Genomic DNA, 22,308 nt, shown 5'->3' with positions numbered 1-22,308 from the left:
TAAGCAGATTTTCAATGTAACGGGGTCAGAATTAGAAGATTTTCAAAAACGCAGTAATAAATGGAGCCGAAAGTAACAATCCGTCAAAACGATCCATGAATCCTCCATGACCGGGAAGTCCTTTGCCAGAGTCTTTGATCTCGATAGAACGCTTGAAAAGCGATTCAATCAAATCCCCATAAGTACCTGCAATAATGATAATACCTGCTATCACTAACCATTTCCAATCATCAATCACGTGAAAGTACCTTGTCAATATGAAAGCTACTCCTATTGCAGAAAATGCCCCTCCCAGAAAGCCTTCCCAGGATTTCTTCGGAGAGACACGTTCGAATAACTTAGTCTTTCCAAATTTTGTTCCCGCAAAATAGGCTCCTGTATCACTAGCCCAGAGAATCAAAAGACAGCCAATGATAATCTGATAATTATAGGTAGCATCTACTGAAAATACAGCAAGATTAAGCAATGAAAATGGGACTGCCACATAAAAAAGGCCTAGAAAGGTATATGCTACGCCTGTAAAAGGTTTTTTATCAGTTTTGCGATAAAGCTTTATAAAAAACGTAAGTGAGACTATCGGAAAGATGAAATAGAAATATTTCACAGACAAATGTTCCTTCTCGACCATAAAAGTGAGGCAGAAAATCATCAGACCTAGAAAGGTACCGAAGCTCCTCAGAGGCAGCATCCCATCCAAACCGCTGAGCTTATAAAATTCCATTTGGGAAAAGCCCAAAATCCCAGCAAAAACCAAGAAATAGGTATAGTCAGAATAAATGCATCCCCCCACAATAATCAATGCCCCAAACAATGCGGTGATGGCTCTCTGCCCCAGATTACTGTAGTTATTGATACTAAAACGTGATCTCATTCTGGATCAGATTATTCGCCAAAATCATATTTTCTCGCTGCACATGCACCTCGTAGTATCCAAAAATCTGATACACTGTTTCTTTTTTATTCAATATTACAGCTTGTATTTGATGCTCCTCCAAGACGCCTTTGACGATCTCAGCTCTCACCTGCATTGGGGTTTCAAATACCTTGTTCCAGTTCTCCATTGGACTTATTTATTTTCTTAAAGTAAAAGATTCCTGCCAAAAGAACCAATAAACCTATAATGGCGGCAGGATAAGATACTGTGTCAGTCGATTCCATATCAAAATCTATCATCCCTTCATTAGATGCATAGACCATCAGTACCGTAATTGTATTGTTAGCAATATGGGCTAATATAGGGTATGTGAGGCTTCCTGAATAATAATAAAGGTACCCAAACATCCCTCCCAAAAATAACCGAGGAAGGAAACCATAAAACTGAAAATGAATTGCTGAAAAGATTAACGCAGTCAACCAAATTCCGACATGTGCGTTTCCAGTGTACAAATGCATTTTTGGCTGAATCAACCCTCTAAAAAACATTTCCTCACCTATTCCTGCAAGTACACCGATCACCAAAATCCCCATCAAAAGTTCGGGGACGGATTGAAAATCCGTAAGGAAAATAGTGAGCTCCATTAGTTGTCCCTCCATATCTTTCATCCAAGACTCCGTTCCTGACATGAACTCAGGGAGAACCAACTTAGAGTTCCAATAAACCAGCAGCCCATTGAACAACATACCTCCAAAGGCTATTAACAAGACCAATCCTGCACCTATGACATTAAACCTTGAAAATTGCACCTGCCAGTGCAGATCAGCTTTATCAATGAAATGCATAATCACATAGGCAGCAACCCAAAAGCCAATTCCAGATCCTACTCCTGTCACAAAATACAAGACCATTCGACCATTATTGGGTGAATAATCACCTGCCATCAGCCCCATAATCTCTTCTAAAGAGATATTAAATAGATAAGGGGCAACTGCCAAAGCAATCACTTGAAGCACAACCAAAACTCCCAATCCTACTAAAACAATGACTATCAAGGACAAAAGCCAACTCTTTCTCTGGGCAATTTCTGATTCCGTTTCGTATATCTCCATAATTGAGGTAAATTTACGCGCAAATTTAAAATAAGAAGTGGTTAAGATAGGAAACTTGGAGTTAGGGGACTTCCCATTGTTGCTTGCACCGATGGAAGATGTGAGTGATCCACCGTTCAGAGCAGTCTGTAAGCAGAATGGTGCGGATTTGATGTACACGGAGTTTATCAGCTCAGAAGGGTTGATTCGTGATGCTGCAAAGAGCATAGCAAAGCTTGATATTTTCGATTATGAGAAACCTATAGGGATTCAAATATTTGGGAATGAGATCGACTCCATGCGTGAGGCGGCAGCAATCGTAGAAGAAGCCAGACCGGATATTCTGGATATCAATTATGGCTGCCCTGTCAACAAGGTGGCGTGCAAAGGCGCGGGTGCTGGGATTCTTTTGGACATCGACAAGATGGTCTCCATGACCGCTGAGATCGTCAAAGCCGTAAATATCCCCGTGACAGTCAAAACCCGCTTAGGCTGGGACAATAACACCATTCGGATCGTTGAGGTAGCTGAGCGGCTTCAGGATGTAGGAATACAAGCCATCAGTATACATGCCCGGACAAGAGCTCAGATGTATAAAGGTGAAGCTGATTGGAGCTATTTGAATAAAGTGAAAGAAAATCCACGCCTTCATATTCCAGTATTTGGAAATGGAGACATCGATTCACCAGAGAAGGCGCTGGAATACAAAAACAAATACAACGTGGATGGCATGATGATCGGTCGTGCTTCGATAGGATACCCTTGGATATTCAACGAGATCAAGCATTTCCTAGCCACTGGAGAAAAGCTTGCTGCTCCGGGACTCGATGAGAGAATTGCTGTCGCAAAAAAGCATTTGGATTTCTCAGTTGAGTGGAAAGGCCCAAAACTAGGGATTCTTGAGATGAGAAGACATTACACGAACTACTTCCGAGGGATGCCAAATTTCAAGCAGTACCGTTCCGAAATGGTCACTGCAGAAACTTACGAACACGTCTATGAGATCTTGGAGCAAGTCTCGGATGTCTATGCGGATCACGTTTTTTAGTAGAAATGAACTTGAAAAAGTGGTAAGGTTGAAAGGTTAGCTTCAGCTTTACCGCTTTTCAGTTTGGGGACTTTGGGAAGGTTTGGATTTTGAAAATCTGAAAGCTCAGACATAAATATTGTTTCAACGCCTCTATACATTTAGTCAATATATCGGAAAGAACACAATAAAAACCCGGAAAGTATTTTTCGACACAACCGCTTTAAACTCTTCTTTTGAATTCAAAATTCACGCTCATAACCATAAAAACTTTACAGGTATATTTCTGTAAAATTTACACCCTATGGTAGCTACTACGCCTTTCAATTGAAAACTTGCTTCACGATCCTGATATCGTATAGATAAAGATTCCAACTCCTGTAATTTTTTATGTGTATTCGCGATCTTACAGGTGCCCTATTAAAGTACGGTTTTCACATGAAAAAAGCCTCTAGCCCCCTAATCGGGAGGGGGATTGGCCGAAATTGAACCTCTACCATTGGTTCCAAGACCATACGTGCAACATTGCATACAGTCATATAATTTTTTCTCAAACTTTTCTTTGGTTTTGTTTTCTTTGCATCGCAGACAATTCTCTGCCTTAACCGATGTCCACTCTCACCCAAGACAGCAACCTCAAAAACTGGGGTTTACTCATTCTTTTGTCTCTGATTTGGGGCAGCTCATTTATCCTGATTAAGCGTGGTCTGGAAGTATTCTCAGCAGGTGAAGTGGGAGCTTACAGAATTGTGGCAGCTGCGACCTTCCTCTTACCTCTATCTATTCCCAGGATCAAAAATCTCGATAAAACTCAAATCAAAAACCTGATCATCGTGGGCTTGGTCGGCAGTTTTATCCCTGCATTCCTTTTTGCGAAAGCTCAAACACAGCTCAGTAGCTCCTTAACTGGTGTTTTGAATGCACTAACACCACTGGCCGTTGTTGTAATCGGTGCCTCATTTTTCAATTCCACAATCACCCGAAGAAATGGCGTAGGCTTAGCCATCGCATTTATCGGCGTTTTCATTCTGGTTACTGTAAAAGAAGGTTCTGGATTCGGAGCTTTTGCGGATATCAACTCACATGCATTCTATGTTCTTTTGGCTTGCGTTTGCTACGGATTCAATCTGAACATCATCAAATACCGCTTTCAGAAGCTCAACCCTATTGAAATTACAGCCATTTCATTGTTGATGGTATTACCTATGGCACTTGTACTCTTGATGGCCGGTACGAAATTCTCTTATAAAGTAGTCAATGTGGAAGGTGCATTACCAGCTTTGGGATATGTCACATTACTGGGAGTGATGGGCACAGCCATCGCGTTGATTATTTTCAATGTGATGGTAAAAACAGCCACACCTGTCTTTGCTGCTTCTGTGACTTACATCATTCCGATTGTCGCCATATTTTGGGGTGTGTTGGATGGTGAAGTTTTGCTTGCGGGTCACTACATAGGAATCGTAGCAGTGATCATTGGAGTTTGGGTTGGGAATAGAAAGAGAATAAATAGAGCCTGAAGAAATAAATCAATCTTTGTTTTCCCCCTCATACGTTTTTTTCTCCTTTTTACTCATTTCCGCTGTGACCACTTCCTGAGGATATATCACCTCCAGATCTTGCTTTTCGGCTATTTCTGACACACCTTCTTTGGAGATAAACTTCATCGGCGTCATTTCATACTTGAGTGTTGAAGCACCATCTTTCACAGGTTTCAAATTGGCTAATCTCACATGAAAACCAGAATTATAATCCTCACCTGCTGACTCTGCAATCACCTCACCGGGAAAAACTAGCTGACCTAGTTTCACTTTTTCACTTCCAGGTTTCAAGACCATAATCTTGGTCAGCGATCCATCGTCATGGAAAAGCTCAATGTAGTTTTCTCCCCTGTCAAAATCCAAGTTATCTTTCTCAGAGTATTTATCCATACTAATTTCTGTGACCACCCCTTTGCGAGGTGCCACAATCTCAGTAGGCAAACCAAATCTAAATGAAACTCCTACATAATCAGTGTTCTCCTCCTTTGGCTGGAGACGGTTTTCGATATGAGTCATACGGATTGCTGTTGCAATAGTCCCTTCTGGCAGAGGAATCAAATACACAGGCTCATTTTTAGATTTAGCGAAATAATCTCCTTTTAGGAAAGAATAGGAATACCTCAAGCTAGTAGTTTGACTTTCGGAGATTCTCTTCAAAGTAGCCACTATTGATCTGCCAGGGCGAACAACCACTAACCCTGAACTTCCTGATGAATTCAAATTGGCACGCTCAGCATAATCAATTAATACAGTATAAGGGACCTTTGAGGTATTTGTGGCAAACAACTCCATACTTCCTTCCTCGCCATTCATTGTTTCCATAGTTATTTGAGCATTGCAAATATGACTGAGAAAGAACAAACAGATAATAAGTAAAGATGAACGCATAAAATATTTTGGAGTAAAAGTAGAGTCGCAACTAATCAAGTGCTTTCAGAATTAGGAAAATTAAATTCTAAACTAGTGATTTCGCAACATTACCTCAAACTAAAAATGAAAAAGATATTAGATGTTATGATTTTGCTTGAGCCTCACAGTAGCAATCTGGTGTGATTTGGTTGTAAGAAAACAGAAATGGCCCAAGCGCTAGCTTGTGATGAATCTATTTTAGCTTTTCTTTGATACTGACATATAGCGGGAATATATATCAACTAGTAAAGTAAATACCTATTCTCCCTTCATTCGCTCTCTCCAGGCAAATGCCAGCTTAGGAAGTTGCTGGTAGCTATTGATTCCAGCTTTGACTCCTTGGGTTTTCAAGAATACATCATTTGTCTTCCTGCTCAATTCCACCGAATAGGCTTTGATCTCGTCACTTGCTTTCTGCAGGGAAATGAGATCATTCCGCACTCCCCTATCCAAAGTCTTTACCCATACTTTGTAGTCTTCCGGTGCCATTTTGTAAAAGTCACGAATCTGGTATGTTAGCAGCCTCAACTGCCCTGAATAGCGCAAAAGCGGATCATCGCTATTGGTACAGATCACCCAGGCTATAAAGTTTGCTTCACCTTCGTCCGTCACTCCATAACTGTGCGCCATCTCATGAGCTACCGTAAAAGGCTTCTCAAGTGCATGCAAAGTAGGATCGATGTAGCTCTCGCCGGTAAAAGGAAAATATATGCCAAGTATGCCCATCTTCCGCATAAATCCTGGGGGAGGAAAGAGTTTGGTTCGTGGTCTTCCTGTGAAGTTCAGCCCCAACATATCGAGATTATCAGCAATATTAAATCGCACAAGCTTTTCCAATTCAGGATAAGGCAAAATCTCTTCTATGGAGGCTGTATCCCGTGTAATGGAATTTCTGTATTGCTGCGCTAATCGCTGTGTGATCAGCACTTCACTTTTCAACTCTTCCAAATTCATAGCACGTGGGCTTAGTCCCAATTGCTGCACTATTGGAGTTCGTTGATAATTGAATCCCCAGAGGAAAAAGAAAAAGAAAATCAATGCACCAAGTCCATTTGCCAGTGCTCTAAAGGAATAAAGAATCTTGTTTTTCCAACCGACTCTTTTGCGAAACCTGAAAAGATAAACGCCAAATATCAGCATCACCGACACGATAAATAAATAAACGCTGGGAAAGGGCAATCTTCCCAGCGTCATGTCTATTACGTTCCGGATTCCCGGAAAGAAAATTCTAGAATAAATATCGTCTGTCGCTTCAGGGTTTTGAGCCGCCAGATATCGTATTCCCAAAGCAATAACTCCAAGAATCGCCCAGGACCAATCTCTTTTACCCATAAAAAAACCGGCTTAAACTCCCTCTGCTACCACTTCCTTCACTTCAGGAAGCATTCTGGTAAGGAGATTCTGAATACCCGCTTTCAGCGTAACTGTGCTCGAAGGACAGCCCGAGCAAGAGCCTTGCAACTGTACTTTCACCACACCCTCATTGAATGAATGGAATACAATCGCTCCTCCATCTTGCTCTACAGCAGGGCGAATATACTCATCAAGTATTCCTTTGATCTTTTTCACCACTTCAGAATCATTCTCATCAAAAAGCGGATCCTTCTCAAAAGCTACTGGAACTGGCGCTTTGCCTGCTTCCAAATACTGCTTGATATGATCTCTGACGATACCTTGAATTTCTGCCCATTCTACAGACTCAGATTTGGTGACAGTCACAAAATTAGATGCGATAAATACACGCTCCACTGCCGCAAAGTTGAATAGTTCCTGAGCTAATGGGCTGATTTTGGCAGCTTCTGCATCTGGAAAATCAAAACTTACTCCCTCATCCACCAACATAAAATTGGCAACAAATTTCAGGGAATTAGGATTTGGATTAGCCTCCATGTAGAGGTGCACCGGTCTTGCTTGTGCTTGTAGCATGGTAATCTTGGTTTTTGTTTAGAGAACCGATTTGCTGGCATTAAGTTCCAGCAAATCGGTTTTTACTTAATTTACTTAGTGTGGCCTTCGCTCAATCACTGGCCTTCGAAGGTAAAAAAGTATGTCAAACCTATCAGTCGCCGGGCAGGCCCGTCAAACTATTTGTATGGCTCTCCAGAAGCAGCGTACCAGATTCCGCCATAAAGATGTTTCAAAAAGTCTGCATCTTCCCAAGCCGATTCCACGTGACCCAGTGCGGTATAAAACACTCTTCCGCCATCAAATTCATGATACCAAGCCATCGGGTGATTATCACCGTTTCCTTTGGAAACTTTGTAAGTACTCTCATCTGCTTTGATCAAGACTTTGATATCAGGATTAATTTCTCTGAACTCATATAGCTCATCAGTCCATAACCAATTTTTCGGTAAATGCCAAGTAGATGGATGCGTTTGATCTACTACATCAAGTCTTAGCGTTTGCTGAGCTGGGTGAGAAAGAAAGTATGCACCGATCATCTTATTATACCAAGGCCATTCGTATTCGGTATCGGTAGCAGAGTGGATTCCTACTACACCTTTTCCACTTTGAACAAATCGCTGAAAAGCAGCTTTCTGCTCAGCATTGAAAATAGTACCAGTCGTAGTAGTCAAAATCACCACGTCGTATTTGGCTAGTTTTTCGTCTGTGAATTCTCCGGCATCTTCAGTCGTATACACACTGAAAACATGAGTTTTACCCATTTTCTTCAATGCAACTACTGCATCAGAAATGGATTGATGACGAAAGCCGGCAGTTTTGCTAAAAACCAATGCTTTGAATTGCTGCGCTGGTGCTACCAGTGCAATGCTGAAAATCAGCGAGAGAGTGAGAAGAGTTCGTTTAAAGGTCATAGGGTTTGAATTGTTTTGAGTTGATGTATTTGTTAATTATGAATATTCCCTGTGAAAGGAAATACCTTATTTATTTCCAGACCGATGACAGATGACGGATGCCCGGAGCTGCCTAAATGCTAGAGTACATAGAATTCTATAAAGCTTTCATTTCTTTACTGGAGATATAGAGGATATACTTTATGTTAACCAAATATTGTGATTATACGGAATCTTGCCAGTAGAAAATTTATAGAATCGAAGGTACAAAGACACATTGAATTGTGGTTTACTTCGGTCTTCGGTCATCGGTCTTCCTACCCGTTGACCAAAGAGAATTCGCTTACTGGCAGAAAAGCGTACATACAGATTAAATCTATTTAATTTTTATTAATATAAAACCTAGGTCAAATGGGCTAACACTTAAGTTTTGGAGACTTCGGTCATCGGTCATCCGTCTTCCGTCTTCCAGCCTAATTTCACTTGATAATTTTAAACTTCTCCCCTGCTTCTTTTCTTGAAAAAGCATTGAAATGCCACCATTCCGAACCGATCCCTGAAAAGCCATTCGCTGTCATTACTTTCCTTAGGATATCCCGATTAGTAATTTGAGCACTTGTGAGTTTCCCTTCTGCGAGCATTTGTCTTTCGCGGTCGGGATAAGCAGGGTAACCAAAGTAATCATAGCTGGTTCCCATATCCAACGTAGAGTCAGCTTTCGTATCAAATATGGTCAAATCCACAGCAACTCCGAAGTTGTGCAAGCTACCTTTTTTTGGGTCAGCTACATATAGTGGCTTCAGGCTATCAGGTTTGTCCAGATTATCCCAAAGTATCTGCTGTACACTTGAAGGACGGACGCCATCATAGACTAGGAAAGTATAAGCTGGATATTCACTTTGAAGCATTTCCTGGGCCTTTTTCAATCGCTCGGCTACTTCTGGCTGAAGATAAGCTTTAGTCAAATCGCCGTACACATCCTGCCCGAAGAAATTATCGGTAGAAGAATACTTCAATTCTACCTTTATCCCTGGGATTTTTTCCTCCACATCTACCAATCCCTGATCGATCAGGGTTCGCTCTATTTCAGGGATTTCTACTTCCAACTCAATATCTTTTACAGGATCCAGCACTTTTCGCTGCTGTGCAGAGAAAATCTCCTGATCACTTTTCGGAGAAGTGCATGCGATGGCTAGTGTAAGAAAAATTAGAGTTGGTCTTTTCAAGATTTCGAATTTCTATTGACAATCGTAGCGGAAGCTTGGGCTGTCGGGAGCACGACTACATCTGCGATAGTTACATGCGCAGGTCTAGTTACGGCAAACTCCACGATATCTGCAATATCCTGAGCTACCAGTGGTTCCAAACCCTGATAGACAGTATCTGCCCGATTTTCATCGCCTTTAAATCTTACCAAAGAAAACTCAGTCTCTACCAATCCCGGGTGAATCGCGACTACACGAATACCAAATGGATTCAAGTCCATTCTCATGCCTTTGGTAATAGCATCTACAGCATGCTTGCTTCCGCAATAGACGCTTCCATTTGGATAAACCTCCTTACCGGCGATAGAACCGATGTTGATGATCATTCCTGATTTTCGCTCCGTCATTCCAGGAATAATTGCTCGAGACACATACAATAGTCCTTTCACATTGATATCCATCATCGCATCCCAATCGTCCAAATTTGCAGTTTGTACTGGGTCAATTCCATGGGCATTTCCGGCGTTATTAATTAAAATATCGATGGATTTCCATTTCTCAGGAAGATTTTCCAGTATTTCCAATACCTTCTCTCTATCACGAACATCGAATACCAGAGGCAAAAAATCAATTCCTTCAGGCAATTCATACTTCAATTCCTCCAGGCGATTTCCACGTCTTCCTGTAGCGATGATATCATAGCCTATTTTGGCAAGAGTAATAGCAGCAGCTTTGCCGATTCCAGAAGTCGCTCCGGTGACTAAGGCAATTTTGTTTTTCATGCTGAAAGATAGAAAAATTATCAATTGACAATTTTCAAGGATCAAGTGGGAGGATGAAATTAACCTAATTTTTTAATCATCAATACCAGACAAGTTCTTGCATTTTCCCAATCACCTTTACTGGAAATTCAGATAAAGCGTAATACTATTTCTTTTGATAGATGAAATGGCATCTCGAAGTTCAGGAAGAGAGTTTTCTGCTTGATAAGCATTCATCAGACCGTGTGAAAATCGAATCTCTGGGGCAAACTTGAAGTATTTGAAATAAATCTCGAAACCCATTCCAGCTTCTATCGAGACATCTTGGCCTGTCATCACGATATCATCCACATTGGCTTCATCCTGGCCTTTGGTACGAAACTGATAGCTAGCTCCACCGACCCAGTACATCCTCGTATTGTTAAAGCGTACAGATCGGTATTTGAAAAGCAGTGGCAATTCTACCATGGTAGCTTCCGAACTATATTCTACTATTCCTCCCTCACCAGAGATCTCTGCATCACCAGGGGTCTGAATAAGACCTGGATCTAAAGACTCATTGAAGTAAATTACTTCGGTTTTGTATTCGTAAAACCCAACCTTTGGGGAAAACATCAAAGAAACCTGATCATGAAATCTCAGTATTCCAATAAATCCCAGAGAAAATCCCGGTGAAAATTTTGGTTGAATACTTCTGACATTTGAGAAGTCATTTGTACTAGTTGGATTCAAAAACGCATCAGTGTATTTGAGTTGAAGAGTGCTGTTGTGAGCCGCAAGGAAAAACCCATAAGAAAGGGTTTTATTGTCTGATCCGGACGATGAAGTCAAGCCAAACATTCCCTGCCCGAACGTTGGGATCGCTGCTAAGAAAAAAGCTAAACCAGATAGGATTACTTTGTTCCTACGTAGATTGAGCTTATTCCAAATGTAAGTGGTTTGCATAGGTTGCTTGTGAATCCGACGTTGTTCATAATTCTCAGGAAATCCATTCCATCAGGAAAGGCCTGCACTGACTCAGGAAGATAAGTATAAGCAGAATTGTCCTTAGATACAATTCTGCCAATCTGAGGAAGAATAGCCTTGGAGTAGAATGCATATGCCTGCTTCATCGGAGCTTTTCTTGGCTTGCTAAACTCCAAAATCACCACTTTACCACCTGGCTTCAGCACCCGATACATATCCGCCAATCCTTTCTCAAGATTCTCAAAGTTCCTAACTCCAAAAGAAACGATGACCGCATCAAACTTATTATCTTCAAAAAGTAAGCCTTCAGAATCACCAAGCTGAAGCTCGATCTTATCTTCAAGACCTTTTTTCTTCATTTTCTTACGGCCTTCCTCCAGCATTCCTTCGGATATATCCACTCCGATGATCTTGTCAGGGTTCAGTGAAAGTGCTTCAATCGCAAAATCTCCCGTACCCGTAGCGATATCCAAGATCAATTTTGGCTGATCTTCTTTCAGATATTTAATTGCTTTTCTTCTCCAAGTGATATCAATTCCCATGCTGAGCACGTGATTGAGCAAATCATATTTGCCAGAGATATTGTTAAACATCTCAGCTACCTGATCTTTTTTGGAGTCTTGCTTGTCTTTATAAGGTACTACGGCCATCAGAATTCTTGTCTATGAAAAAGCAATAATAGGGAAGAAACACGAGGAAAGGAAAATTGTTACACTTCGGGTTCATCCTTCGCTTTTCGGATAATGTCGTACTTTTGCAGACAAATACTAGCAAATGATCCAGAAAGCCACCTTTGTAATCAGTAATTCCAATCCTGGAAATTGTCCAAAACCAGACCGTGCTGAGATTGCTTTTATCGGCAGGTCAAATGTGGGCAAAAGCTCTCTGATCAATATGCTTGTCAACCAGAAAGGCTTGGCAAAGACCTCTCAAAAACCAGGTAAAACCCAGTTGATCAACCATTTCCTGATCAATGATAAATGGTATCTGGTCGATCTTCCAGGCTATGGCTTCGCCAAAGTAAACCTGAAAGTGAAGCAGGGATGGGAAAGTATGATCACTACTTACCTAACAAAACGAGAGAATCTTTGCGGTGTGTTTGTGCTGATCGATAGCAGATTAGAACCTCAGCAGATTGATTTGGAATTTTTGCTTTGGTGTGGAAGCCAGGGTGTTCCTACGGCCTTGGTTTTTACTAAAGCTGACAAACAGTCCAAGTCGAAAACTGATCAGAACATCCAGAAATTTTTGAAGAAGACAAAAGAAATCTTCGAAGAAGAACCGGATTACTTTGTGACAAGTGCAGAAGCAAGCACTGGCAAAGCGGAACTGACGAAGTTTATCGAAGAACTACTAACAGAATATGAAGTTAGGTGAATCATTTAATTGATACTCCTATATTTACATCCTCGAAAAAATAAACCAAATGAATTTTAAAGATCTTGCCACCGTAGCCGGTAAACCCGGTTTGTTCAAAGTTTTGAAGCCTTCACGCACAGGAGTGATCCTAGAGAGCATGGATGCCAAGAAAACTAAACTCGTTGCCGGCATGTCCCAGCGTGTATCTATTTTAAGTGACATTTCTATCTATACCTTGACAGAAGAGGGCGCTGAGCCCCTAAAATCTGTGATGCAAAAGATTGAAGCCGAATTCCAAGGTGACTTGGGCCTAGATGCAAATCCTGATGATTCTGAGCTGAGAGCGTTCATGAAGCACATCCTTCCGGAGGTAGATGAAGCGAGAGTTTACACCTCAGATATCAAGAAGCTGATCACTTGGTACAATCTACTACGAGAACAAGCTCCTGAAGTGCTTGAGAAACCCGAAGAAGAAAAACCAGAAGAGACTAAGTCTGAAGACAAATCAGATAAATAATAACTTAGCCCCGATTCAACTCGGGGCTTTTTTGGCAGTAGCATGAGTGAAACCCTATCACTAGAAACTTTTATATTACTGCGAAAGGATTTTGACTTTCCAGAAAACGTAGTGGAGTCTGATGAAGAAAAAGTCATCGCTACACTTACCAAAGTGATTTCATACATGCTCGATCGGGAGTTTGAGCGCTTACTACAGATTTGCTACAGAATTGATTTGGGAGAGGAAAAGCTCAAAAAAATCCTACATGAGTCCGAACCTGACCAAGTCGCTACTGATTTAGCTATGGCTCTTTGGAACCGCCAAAAGCAAAAAGTGGAAATCAGAAAAAGGTATTCTGCAAACGAGTAAAGCACTTTACCAATAAGTAGGCCTACTCACCTCAATTTTCATTATTTTAGACTTTCTCTTAAAATCAATTTTATATATGAAATCATTATTCAAATTCAATTTATTAGTGGCATTCTCTAGCCTAGTAATGTTAGGATCATGTAGCGATGAAGATAAAGATCCTAATCAAACAGATGCTGAGATTATCGGCTCTGGTATTCCATGGAAGCTAAGTATGGCCACGTCCAATGGCGTCAGTGTGATCTCATTTATAGATGCCTGCCTTCAGGATAACTTAGTTACTTTTAATTACGAAACAAGCATCAGTACCGGAGTAGTGGACTCAGGAGCTACCAAATGCGATAATTCGGAGCCACAAACAGTGGATTTTACTTGGAATTATAATGAATCTACCAAAGTCTTAACAGTGGATACTGACATCATAGAAGTGCCTGGAACTGAGGGTAATTTGATTGTAGAAAGTATAACTTCTAGTCAGCTCGTGCTTTCACAAAATGTCGTGCTTCCTGGCTTTGGCACTCAAAAAGTCCTCGTCACGTTCGTTCATTGATTATCAAGAAATCAACCTAATTCTCTCACAAAAGAAATGCCTACTCCTTTTAAGAAGTTTCTGGTTATTTCCTTTTTTTGAATATCCGCTTTTCTGCCAGTAAAATGAAATAAGCATCATAGAATAAGCTTCACTCTCAGACATTTAGGCCACTTCGGCCTGCGCGCTGTGGCGTGTCAACCGTCTTCGATCTTTCGTCCGTAAAAGCAAAGAAGTTTTGGCTTCTGGCCGCATTGCGGATAATCCATATTCCTTTTTCTATAAATCCTAAATCTCCCCAACATGGCAAACCCTATCTGGATCATGACTTCCGCTTTTGACCAACTCAACCTAGATCAAACGGTAGAAAAAGCATTAGAAATTGGCGTTCAAGGTCTTGATCTTTGCGTTTTCCGGAAAGACGGGACACGCGATGATTTTGTAGCTACCCATCTGGATTATGAGAATTTCGGTTCAGAAGACGCTAAAAAACTGATTGAGAAATTCAACGGTGTCAAACTCAGACTTTCCATAGGAGCTTTCGAAAATCTAATCGGTGGTGAGCTAGCGGAGCGGATCAAAAATCAAAACCATCTTTTGAGACTTATTCGAATGGCGTTCTTGCTTGGTGGAGATGAAAATGATGTGAAAGTAGGGACTTTCGTGGGGTACAATCACGAGCTAGGATACCAAGAAGGCGGGTTTGAGAAAAACCTGCTGGAATATCAAAAGATATTTGGCCCTATCATCCGCTATGCAAATAGCCTTGGAGTGACTGTTGTCTATGAAAACTGCCCAATGGAAGGATGGAGAAGTTCAGGTCACTTTGGCACGTTTAATAATCTGACTGGAGTTTTGGCGGCACGAAAAATCATGTACGAACTCGTACCTGAATCCAACCACGGGGAAATCTACGATCCCTCGCACGATGTCTGGCAGCACACCGATCCAGTGGAAGTGATCAAAAACACCGATATGAATCGCCTAAAGAGAATTCACGTCAAATCCACCAGAAACAATCCCGATCCTTTCTGGGGAAATATGTATCCTATGCAGGAAATCAAAGCTGAATGGGCTGAGAAACTCGGCATTCCTTCCAGCACCAATCCTTGGGACAGACATCACTATGAAGCCACTTTGCCAGGCTTTGGGCTAGGTGATTCTATGGATTGGCGAGCTTTTGTGAATATTCTGAAAGAGAAAGGATTCTCCGGTCCCTTTGAAATAGAAAATGAAGCTGTCCTCTCCAAGCAAACAGGAAATATGGGAGCCATCGTCCAAGGCTGTAAAGCAGCAGTGCAGAACCTCGCGCCTTTGCTTTACGAACTGGGGAATGAAGGCTGGACATATCCTGAATCTGAATACAAGCCACTTCTAGGAGTGGATCGTGAGGATATTCCGTTGGTGACGATGGATTCGCTTGGTTGACATAAAAGATGAATTCTTAACACATATTAGTTTACGCTTCTAACGTTATCTAGTATCTTTTTCAAAAAGAAACTGGCGAAAGGGCAAATATTGACCCGAACACGTTCCATTGGAACGCTTGGTCGGTAGCAAGAAAATGTGTGTGTATCTGTTCGATCCATAGGAGCAATTGATAAAATTTCATCTACCAAACGGTCGTATGTAATTTGAAGGCGATGCAGGATTCAATTAAGCTTCCGACCAATTGTACTGATGGGACAAGACCAATTCTCAAATCCAATCATCAAGTGGGAACAGTCTCAATCTTCGCGCCTTCTTCGTGCTCTTCGTAGCTAAAAAAAATCATACATAGGGCTTAAAACTCACAAACTAGCCTCATACCCTTGATCCGGCTTTAGATCAAACCCTTCCGCCGCCTGCACTGCTAGCACGTCGCATCGTTCATTTTCGATATTACCAGCATGCCCTTTTACCCAAATGAATTTTGGCTTGTATTTCAGGTGAAGTGGGATATAACGCAACCAGAGATCAGGGTTTTTTTTGTCTTTGAAGCCTTTTTTCTGCCAACTCCAAAGCCAGCCTTTCTCCACCGAATCCACCACATACTTGCTGTCTGAATAGATCTGAACAGGAATTCCCGTCAATTTAATTTCTTGAAGCGCACGGATCACCGCCAAAAGCTCCATGCGGTTGTTGGTCGTTCTTCGGAAGCCTTCGGAAAGTTCTTTGCGATGCTGGTTGAATTTCAGAACGGCACCGTAGCCTCCCGGACCGGGATTACCTTTGGCTGCACCGTCAGTGTAAATAGAAATCATGGGACAAAGAAAGTGAAAATAGGTCAGAGAATCAGTTTAAATACCCGGTGCCACTCCTATCGGAAAGGCATTTGTCTTGAAAATTTTAACTGCGATGGAAAGCAAAATAATCCCAAAAATCCTTCTCAGGACATCCAGACCAGTTTTACCGATTTTCCGCTCCAGCCAACCTGTACTTTTCAAGACGATATATACCAACACCAAATTCAAAAGAATGCCGATTGCGATATTGAGCTGCGCAAACTCAGCTTTCAGCGTCAAAATCGTAGTTAATGTACCCGCTCCTGCGATCAGTGGAAAAGCAATGGGAACAATGGAAGCCCCAGCTTTAGCATCAGGATCTGATTTGAAAAGCTCAATCCCCAAAATCATCTCAGCACCAATCGCAAAGATGATCAGCGCACCAGCAATCGCAAAATCCTCCACGCCAATCCCGAATAAACTCAAAATTGACTTTCCCGCCAGAAGAAAAAGTATCATCAAAACACCCGCAGCAAGCGTAGCTTTTTCGGACTGAATATGCCCTACCTTCTGCCGCAGATTGACTATAATCGGGATGGAACCGAGGATATCAATCACAGAAAAAAGGATCAGAGAAACTGAGAGAATTTCCTTCAAATCAAACATGCCGCGAAAGTAGGAAATTAACGGTTGAGGTTTCCAAAATCTTGAGAGTTTTTGAATTATGAAATAGTTAATAAAAAGCCTTTGCGATATTCATTGCGAACTTCGCGACTCTGCGTGAAAAGAAAAAAGTTCCAAGCCTACCTGACCAATAGTAAGGTCAGGCAGGCTTGGAACTTTATAATTACTGATCGTGGTACACGAACAGTGGCGGATTTAAGATAAAAATTTGCGTTCTCTGTGAGAAACTCAGCGTCCTTTGCGGTTAAAAACGACCCAAAAAAGCAATCAATTTGTCCATTTCAGCATTGGTGATTGCAGGGAAATTTGCGATTCGGAAACTGGTAGGCTTATGTGGGCCATAACCTGATCCGAGCTGCATGCCTTCTTTTTCCGCATCCTTTTTCACAGATGCAATCAAATCCTCAGGGCCTGTCACAGCCAAAACAGTGGTGCTTCTTGTCTCAGCATTATCCACTAGCATTCGAAGTGACTTTGATTGAGCAACTGCATTTTCCAGTTTTTGCATGCGCTCACGGAGATTAGCATCGATGTGCTGGATTTCTTCCATATCTTTCAAAACACGGTTGAGCAAATAGATCCCAAGTACATTTGGCGTGTAATGTGTCTGGTAGCCAGCAGCATTTTCAAGGATAAAACTCAGGCTGTTGTATAATCCTTTCTCTCCCTTGCTTTCACACTTTTCTATAGCTTTTGGAGAAAGGATCAATATCCCCAAACCTGCTGGAAGGCCAAAGCATTTCTGAACGGAAGCATACCAGATATCCGCGAGAGAAAAATCAAATTCAATCCCGCCCATTGACGAAGTTGTATCCACTGCAATCATTTTCTCCGGATACTTTTCTTTGATTCCCTCAATGACTGCCATAGTAACCTGAGTCGCATTGGCAGTTTCATTTTGCGTCAGTGCGATCACATCGAAGTCCTCAGAGATCTCCAAATCAGCAACTTTGATTTCCTCATTTGCTTCGATTTTCAGTCCGTCAGTTGCAGGGATGATATGCTTCGCAAAGCCAATCCACTTTTTACCGAAGGAGCCAGAGTAAATATGAAAACTCGCCTGCTCCACGATAGACTGGCTGATGATCTCCCAGTTTTCTGTAGAGCTGGAAGTAAAAAGCAACTTGTAATCATCCGGCATATGCAACTTCTCACGCATCAATTGCTCAGTTTCCTGATACAAATGCATGAAGGCATTGCTTCGGTGATTGGCACTCAGAATGCCTTCATTGTAGGCATCTTGCAAATAAGTAGGGAGGGCATCGTAAACCTTGGATGGCCCGGGTGCGAAGGTAAGCATAGGTAGATAGGTTATAGAAAATAGCGGATTCCAAGAGCATAGCCTTTCAGGCCAAGGCCAGAGATCATTCCGACGCATGATTTGGAAATAATGCTTTTGTGACGGAATTCCTCCCGCTTATAAATATTTGAGATATGAACCTCCAACGTTGGAGTTGTCACACCGGCGATGGCATCAGAAATCGCCACCGAAGTGTGAGTATAGCCACCGGCATTCAGAAGAATCGCGTCATAGGAAAAACCGACTTCATGAATCTTGTTGATCAGCTCACCTTCCACATTACTTTGGTAATAATGAAGTTCTACTTCAGGAAAAGCACTTTTCAGCTCCTCAAAATATTCTTCGAAAGAAGTGCTGCCATAGACTTCCGGCTCTCTTTTCCCAAGAAGATTTAGATTCGGCCCGTTTATAATCAGGATTTTCAAAATATAATTCGGTTTATTGATTTCTATTCAAAGGTAATCGGTTTCTGAATGGAAAGTTAAAACCTTCCAACATTTGAACATTCCATCTTTCCAACCTAATTTTCCAATCTTGCAATTGTTAAATCCTACAATGTATAAAGTCTGGCAAAGCCACATCAAGCAATTCCGTCATTACCTCAAGCTGGAGCGCTCCTTAAGCGAGAATTCTATCGAAGCATATACTCGGGACGTGGGAAAATTAGCGAAGTACTGCGAAACAAATTTCCCTGAGAAAAGCCCCTTAAACTTGGAATTGGAGCATTTACGAAGATTTGTAAATGAACTGGCTCAACTTGAAATCTCGGATTATACTCATGCCAGGATCATCTCGGGAATCAAAGCTTTCTATAAATACCTGATGTATGAGGATAGGATAACCGAAGATCCTGCCCAGCTTTTGGAAGCTCCGAAACTTGGCCGAAAACTCCCCGACACGCTGAGTTATCAAGAGATCGTTCAACTTTTGGAGGCTATCCCACTAGGCGAGTCGGAAGGTCATCGGAATCGCGCCATATTGGAAATGCTCTATAGCTCTGGATTACGGGTCTCTGAACTCACAGAATTGAAAAAGGGGCAGGTTTACGAGGATGTTGGATTCCTGAGAGTGACTGGAAAAGGAAACAAAGAGCGCTTGGTGCCAATCGGAACGGATGCACTGAAATACCTAAACATCTATAAAGATGAAGTTCGGGTGCATCAGAATATCGCCAAAGGTCATGAAGAATTTGTTTTCCTGAATCGACGAGGTAAAAAGCTTTCCCGAGTGATGATCTTCCTGATTATCAAAAAAACCGCCGAGCAAGCTGGAATCGATAAAAACATCAGTCCCCATACATTTCGACATTCCTTTGCCACGCATCTTATCGAAGGCGGAGCTGATCTACGTGCGGTCCAGGAAATGCTTGGGCACGAAAGCATTACGACGACGGAGATTTATACACATCTGGATCGGGATTATCTGAGGCAAGTGTTGACTGATTTTCATCCTAGGAAATGAGATTTGATGTAAAAAGTATTAAGAACTAAGTAGCAACTGTTCAGACCTGCATACCAACATGAAAGGCTTTGAAACTGATCAAATAAATCTCTACTACATTTGAATTAATGAAGTAAATTAGTCCGATGATAACTCTTCTGTACAAACTTTTTCCAAAGCTGAATAGCCTCACCAAGCGTCAGAAATTAATGTTTCGCTTATTGCTACTCAGTGTAAGCATGGTATTTTTCGGAGCATATTTCAAAATCAATGATCGGCCAAACGCTGATTTAATCCTCGGTTCAGCCATGATTATTCACTTCATTTCTATTGTTGGATTGCTCAGCAAATGGGCTAGCTACAGAACCAAAAGTGAGGTTGCGAATACTCAATAATACCACTGTGAAAAACTTATTGATATTGCTATTCACTCTACTAGCCTTTTCCGCCTGCACTTCTACAAAAATTTACCCAAGAATTAACTGTCATATTTGCCTGATGCAGGAAGACGGGATTTTATTACTTCCGCTCAACTGGCAGGAAAGCTTCAGGAAACTATCTATTGGCGAGCAAAATCGTCTGGAAAAGATGATTGTGGAAATCTTTCATGAGGAGGGATTTACCAAAGTGGCAATCTATGATCAAATGGATTACGAGCTGTTAAATGCTGGGATCAAGGATGTAAATGATCCTGTACAACGCGCAAATATTAATTTAGAGTTGGGAATTCCTTATCTCTTGGGACTTAGCTTGGGAGAATTGGCATGGACAGGAAACTGGGAAAGGAGCGATCCCGCTGACATAGCCTCTCCTAGCTATTGGGAGACTAATACCGAGATCAAAAGCTTACTCAGAGTCGCCCTAATGGAAACAGCCACTGGCGATATTATTTCTGATTATGCCATCGAAACCACGATAAGTGAATTTCCTATACCCATCGGTGACGGTGAAACGCTTGATTTAAATTTCGGTTCTTTATATAAGGCAGTTGAAATCTCGACACGAAAAGGAATAAAAAATATGATGAAGGATTGTGGGTGCTGATTTTAAAGTAGCTAGACGCCAGACTTAAGTAGCTAGAACAGCATCAAGCAAACAATTGATTGTAGTTTGAATTAATTCTATTTTTCTACGTACGCAAGGGTGAGCTTAGGAAAGCACAGTTTTCAAACTTATCTTCAAAACCATGAATTATCTGTTCCTTCTACTCTTTATGGTAGCGCTGAGTCTATTTCCGAATGAATCCCAAAAGAAGCATAAATCTTTCTTAGAGGACTTTTCTCTCTCAAAATCAAAGAATTTCCGCTATGGTTCTACGGGAATACATGCTGATTTCAAACATAAAATGGGGATTGCATCTCCCTCCGAAGCAGAAACCAGCATTCTTTCTTTCAAATTGAATCCTGAAGAAAAAGCAGGGCCAGGAAAAGGACCAGAGATTATTTCGAAGCATTTCACGCATTTTGGAACTTATTCGACTCGGCTGAAAGTCCCCGATGTAAGTGAAAAACAAGAGAATATTGGAGCCGTCGTGGGTTATTTCACCTATCAAGAAGACGACAAGGAAGGATTGAGTGAAATCGACTTTGAGTGGCTCATAGCAGATCCAAGAATTATCTACATGGGGACTTGGACAGGTGAGCACGGTAAGCTGCAGCGCATAGGCAGAATCATCAATCTGGCAGAGGGGAAAATCATCGAGACGATCTCCAAAGCAAATTACGATGGGACAACAACACCGTTAACCGGCTTGCAGAATATTCCCGAAAGCATTCCCGCGATCAAAAATTACGATGCTTCTACACAGTTTTATACGTATGGGTTTGACTGGGAAAGTGACAGGATCCGCTGGTGGATGCTACATCCCGAGACTGCCGACACAGTCGTTCTTTGGGATTATCAGGGTTCGCAACTTGGGATTCCCCAGCATGCTTCCAAGTATAGAATGAACTTCTGGCACACCAAAGATTGGGCGGTGGAAGGCAATCCAAACTCACTTGAAAAACCTGAATTCCCCTTCGAGCTGGAAGTGGACTGGATGGGGTATAGAAAGAAATAGTACCAATCCTGAGGTCATTTTTGCATAGAAGGGGTAAATGCCAATGTCTAAGACCCTGCAAGACAACTTGTTAAATTTTGCAAACATCCATACCTCAGCATTTCATAAGCAGACTTTTTTAGTTAACTTTTAGTTCAAACTAATCTACAATCCTATGAAGAAGTCGCTTTTACTCGGATTACTACCAGCTTTTTTACTATCTACTCACCTTTTAGCCCAAAATAACATTCAACTCATCTCTGTTGAAGGAAATAAGATGCGGGCAAAAACTTCAGGTTTGGAGGAGCGCAAGGCACATCAACCTATTGTGATTCTTGAAGCAGGAAGCGGAGAAAGTTTAGAAATATGGAATGCTGTTTTTGAGCAGATCGCTGAGTTTTCCCCAGTGCTCGCCTATGATCGAACTGGTCTGGGAGAGTCATCGCCTTCTATCGAAATGCCTTCGGTAGAAACACGAGTCAAGGAACTTGAAGCACTGCTGGAAGAAATGAACATCCAGTCACCTTATATCCTAGCCGGAAACAATTGGGGGAATTTATTGATCCGAGAATTTGCGGAGGAACACCCAAGTCAAGTGGAAGGAATGATCTACGTAGATCCTGTAGTAGATACGGACAATGCTACTCAGCTGAGTGCTTATCTAAACGAGCAAGGCTTGGATGGAGAGAAATTGGCGTCAGAGTATATGAATTA

27 protein-coding genes are annotated in these 22,308 nt (G+C 41.6%); 12 read left to right on the top strand and 15 right to left on the bottom strand.

Annotated features, from left to right (window positions below):
* Positions 1-31 precede the first annotated feature (31 nt).
* The 3 genes from BVH04_RS10290 to BVH04_RS10280 are packed head-to-tail and all read right to left on the bottom strand — an operon-like array spanning position 32 to position 1,986.
* On the bottom strand, positions 32-871 hold the full coding sequence (locus tag BVH04_RS10290; protein ID WP_086541387.1) for a phosphatidate cytidylyltransferase: 840 nt from the start codon (positions 869-871) through the stop codon (positions 32-34).
* Positions 855-1,061, bottom strand: coding sequence for a putative signal transducing protein (locus BVH04_RS10285; RefSeq protein ID WP_086541386.1), 207 nt, complete (start codon positions 1,059-1,061; stop codon positions 855-857). The genes BVH04_RS10290 and BVH04_RS10285 overlap by 17 nt, the downstream gene beginning before the upstream one ends.
* Positions 1,036-1,986, bottom strand: a complete 951-nt coding sequence (locus BVH04_RS10280) for a CPBP family intramembrane glutamic endopeptidase (RefSeq protein ID WP_086541385.1) — start codon at positions 1,984-1,986, stop codon at positions 1,036-1,038. The genes BVH04_RS10285 and BVH04_RS10280 overlap by 26 nt, the downstream gene beginning before the upstream one ends.
* A 37-nt stretch (positions 1,987-2,023) precedes the next feature.
* Here BVH04_RS10280 and dusB point away from each other — a divergent pair, with 37 nt between their 5' ends.
* Both dusB and BVH04_RS10270 read left to right on the top strand, forming a co-directional pair.
* Positions 2,024-3,013: a tRNA dihydrouridine synthase DusB gene (dusB, locus tag BVH04_RS10275; protein WP_086541384.1), complete on the top strand. Its 990-nt coding sequence runs from the start codon at positions 2,024-2,026 to the stop codon at positions 3,011-3,013.
* A gap of 587 nt (positions 3,014-3,600) precedes the next feature.
* Positions 3,601-4,512 (top strand): DMT family transporter, encoded by a 912-nt coding sequence (locus BVH04_RS10270; RefSeq protein ID WP_086541383.1) that lies wholly within the window; start codon positions 3,601-3,603, stop codon positions 4,510-4,512.
* Positions 4,513-4,521: 9 nt separating this feature from the next.
* Here BVH04_RS10270 and BVH04_RS10265 read toward each other — a convergent pair whose 3' ends face one another.
* The 8 genes from BVH04_RS10265 to ubiE all read right to left on the bottom strand — a co-directional run bounded on the left by BVH04_RS10265 (position 4,522) and on the right by ubiE (position 11,822).
* Positions 4,522-5,355 (bottom strand): M23 family metallopeptidase, encoded by an 834-nt coding sequence (locus BVH04_RS10265; protein WP_086541382.1) that lies wholly within the window; start codon positions 5,353-5,355, stop codon positions 4,522-4,524.
* Positions 5,356-5,700: 345 nt separating this feature from the next.
* Entirely contained in the window at positions 5,701-6,774 is a 1,074-nt protein-coding gene (locus BVH04_RS10260) for a DUF3810 domain-containing protein (protein ID WP_086541381.1), read from the bottom strand.
* Positions 6,775-6,786: 12 nt separating this feature from the next.
* Positions 6,787-7,368 (bottom strand): NifU family protein, encoded by a 582-nt coding sequence (locus tag BVH04_RS10255; RefSeq protein ID WP_086541380.1) that lies wholly within the window; start codon positions 7,366-7,368, stop codon positions 6,787-6,789.
* A gap of 158 nt (positions 7,369-7,526) precedes the next feature.
* On the bottom strand, positions 7,527-8,261 hold the full coding sequence (locus tag BVH04_RS10250; protein ID WP_086541379.1) for a ThuA domain-containing protein: 735 nt from the start codon (positions 8,259-8,261) through the stop codon (positions 7,527-7,529).
* 458 nt (positions 8,262-8,719) lie between these two features.
* Positions 8,720-9,373 carry a M15 family metallopeptidase gene (locus BVH04_RS10245; protein WP_394335228.1) on the bottom strand — a complete coding sequence of 218 codons (654 nt, stop codon included), beginning with the start codon at positions 9,371-9,373 and terminating at the stop codon, positions 8,720-8,722.
* Between the two features lie 89 nt (positions 9,374-9,462).
* Positions 9,463-10,227 carry an SDR family NAD(P)-dependent oxidoreductase gene (locus BVH04_RS10240; RefSeq protein ID WP_086541377.1) on the bottom strand — a complete coding sequence of 255 codons (765 nt, stop codon included), beginning with the start codon at positions 10,225-10,227 and terminating at the stop codon, positions 9,463-9,465.
* A gap of 117 nt (positions 10,228-10,344) precedes the next feature.
* Entirely contained in the window at positions 10,345-11,151 is an 807-nt protein-coding gene (porT, locus tag BVH04_RS10235) for a type IX secretion/gliding motility protein PorT/SprT (RefSeq protein ID WP_086541376.1), read from the bottom strand.
* Positions 11,100-11,822, bottom strand: a complete 723-nt coding sequence (gene ubiE, locus BVH04_RS10230) for a bifunctional demethylmenaquinone methyltransferase/2-methoxy-6-polyprenyl-1,4-benzoquinol methylase UbiE (RefSeq protein WP_086541375.1) — start codon at positions 11,820-11,822, stop codon at positions 11,100-11,102. The genes porT and ubiE overlap by 52 nt, the downstream gene beginning before the upstream one ends.
* 124 nt (positions 11,823-11,946) lie before the next feature.
* On the opposite strand from ubiE, the gene yihA reads away from it, so the two are divergent.
* From yihA to BVH04_RS10205, 5 genes are all read left to right on the top strand, one after another.
* The gene (gene yihA / locus BVH04_RS10225) at positions 11,947-12,549 is read left to right on the top strand and encodes a ribosome biogenesis GTP-binding protein YihA/YsxC (RefSeq protein WP_086541374.1); all 603 of its coding nucleotides are present in this window, start codon (positions 11,947-11,949) and stop codon (positions 12,547-12,549) included.
* Positions 12,550-12,598: 49 nt separating this feature from the next.
* Complete coding sequence (locus BVH04_RS10220; RefSeq protein WP_086541373.1) at positions 12,599-13,048, top strand: DUF5606 family protein; 450 nt, start codon at positions 12,599-12,601, stop codon at positions 13,046-13,048.
* Positions 13,049-13,090: 42 nt separating this feature from the next.
* A complete protein-coding gene (locus BVH04_RS10215; protein WP_086541372.1) occupies positions 13,091-13,399 on the top strand; it encodes a hypothetical protein in 309 nt (102 codons plus the stop codon).
* 76 nt (positions 13,400-13,475) lie between these two features.
* Complete coding sequence (locus tag BVH04_RS10210) at positions 13,476-13,949, top strand: hypothetical protein (RefSeq protein ID WP_086541371.1); 474 nt, start codon at positions 13,476-13,478, stop codon at positions 13,947-13,949.
* 282 nt (positions 13,950-14,231) lie between these two features.
* Positions 14,232-15,356 carry a sugar phosphate isomerase/epimerase family protein gene (locus tag BVH04_RS10205; protein WP_086541370.1) on the top strand — a complete coding sequence of 375 codons (1,125 nt, stop codon included), beginning with the start codon at positions 14,232-14,234 and terminating at the stop codon, positions 15,354-15,356.
* A 362-nt stretch (positions 15,357-15,718) separates the two neighbouring features.
* Here BVH04_RS10205 and rnhA read toward each other — a convergent pair whose 3' ends face one another.
* From rnhA to aroQ, 4 genes are all read right to left on the bottom strand, one after another.
* Positions 15,719-16,171 carry a ribonuclease HI gene (rnhA, locus tag BVH04_RS10200; RefSeq protein WP_086541369.1) on the bottom strand — a complete coding sequence of 151 codons (453 nt, stop codon included), beginning with the start codon at positions 16,169-16,171 and terminating at the stop codon, positions 15,719-15,721.
* 36 nt (positions 16,172-16,207) lie between these two features.
* Positions 16,208-16,798 (bottom strand): MarC family protein, encoded by a 591-nt coding sequence (locus tag BVH04_RS10195; RefSeq protein ID WP_086541368.1) that lies wholly within the window; start codon positions 16,796-16,798, stop codon positions 16,208-16,210.
* 262 nt (positions 16,799-17,060) lie between these two features.
* Positions 17,061-18,116, bottom strand: a complete 1,056-nt coding sequence (locus BVH04_RS10190) for an aminotransferase class V-fold PLP-dependent enzyme (protein ID WP_086541367.1) — start codon at positions 18,114-18,116, stop codon at positions 17,061-17,063.
* Between the two features lie 11 nt (positions 18,117-18,127).
* On the bottom strand, positions 18,128-18,541 hold the full coding sequence (aroQ, locus tag BVH04_RS10185) for a type II 3-dehydroquinate dehydratase (RefSeq protein ID WP_086541366.1): 414 nt from the start codon (positions 18,539-18,541) through the stop codon (positions 18,128-18,130).
* A gap of 130 nt (positions 18,542-18,671) precedes the next feature.
* On the opposite strand from aroQ, the gene xerD reads away from it, so the two are divergent.
* The 5 genes from xerD to BVH04_RS10160 all read left to right on the top strand — a co-directional run.
* Positions 18,672-19,577 (top strand): site-specific tyrosine recombinase XerD, encoded by a 906-nt coding sequence (xerD, locus tag BVH04_RS10180; protein ID WP_086541365.1) that lies wholly within the window; start codon positions 18,672-18,674, stop codon positions 19,575-19,577.
* A 125-nt stretch (positions 19,578-19,702) separates the two neighbouring features.
* Positions 19,703-19,951: a hypothetical protein gene (locus tag BVH04_RS10175; RefSeq protein ID WP_086541364.1), complete on the top strand. Its 249-nt coding sequence runs from the start codon at positions 19,703-19,705 to the stop codon at positions 19,949-19,951.
* A gap of 7 nt (positions 19,952-19,958) precedes the next feature.
* Positions 19,959-20,600, top strand: a complete 642-nt coding sequence (locus BVH04_RS10170) for a hypothetical protein (protein WP_140160567.1) — start codon at positions 19,959-19,961, stop codon at positions 20,598-20,600.
* Positions 20,601-20,742: 142 nt separating this feature from the next.
* Positions 20,743-21,615 carry a glycoside hydrolase family 16 protein gene (locus BVH04_RS10165; RefSeq protein ID WP_086541362.1) on the top strand — a complete coding sequence of 291 codons (873 nt, stop codon included), beginning with the start codon at positions 20,743-20,745 and terminating at the stop codon, positions 21,613-21,615.
* A gap of 154 nt (positions 21,616-21,769) precedes the next feature.
* The coding region (locus tag BVH04_RS10160; RefSeq protein ID WP_116116520.1) for an alpha/beta fold hydrolase at positions 21,770-22,308 on the top strand (539 nt) is incomplete at its 3' end.

The organism is Algoriphagus antarcticus (genome assembly GCF_002150685.1).
Classification (GTDB): domain Bacteria; phylum Bacteroidota; class Bacteroidia; order Cytophagales; family Cyclobacteriaceae; genus Algoriphagus; species Algoriphagus antarcticus.
The sequence above is the reverse complement of the archived record's forward strand: the minus strand, read 5'-3'. Positions and strand labels throughout refer to the sequence as shown.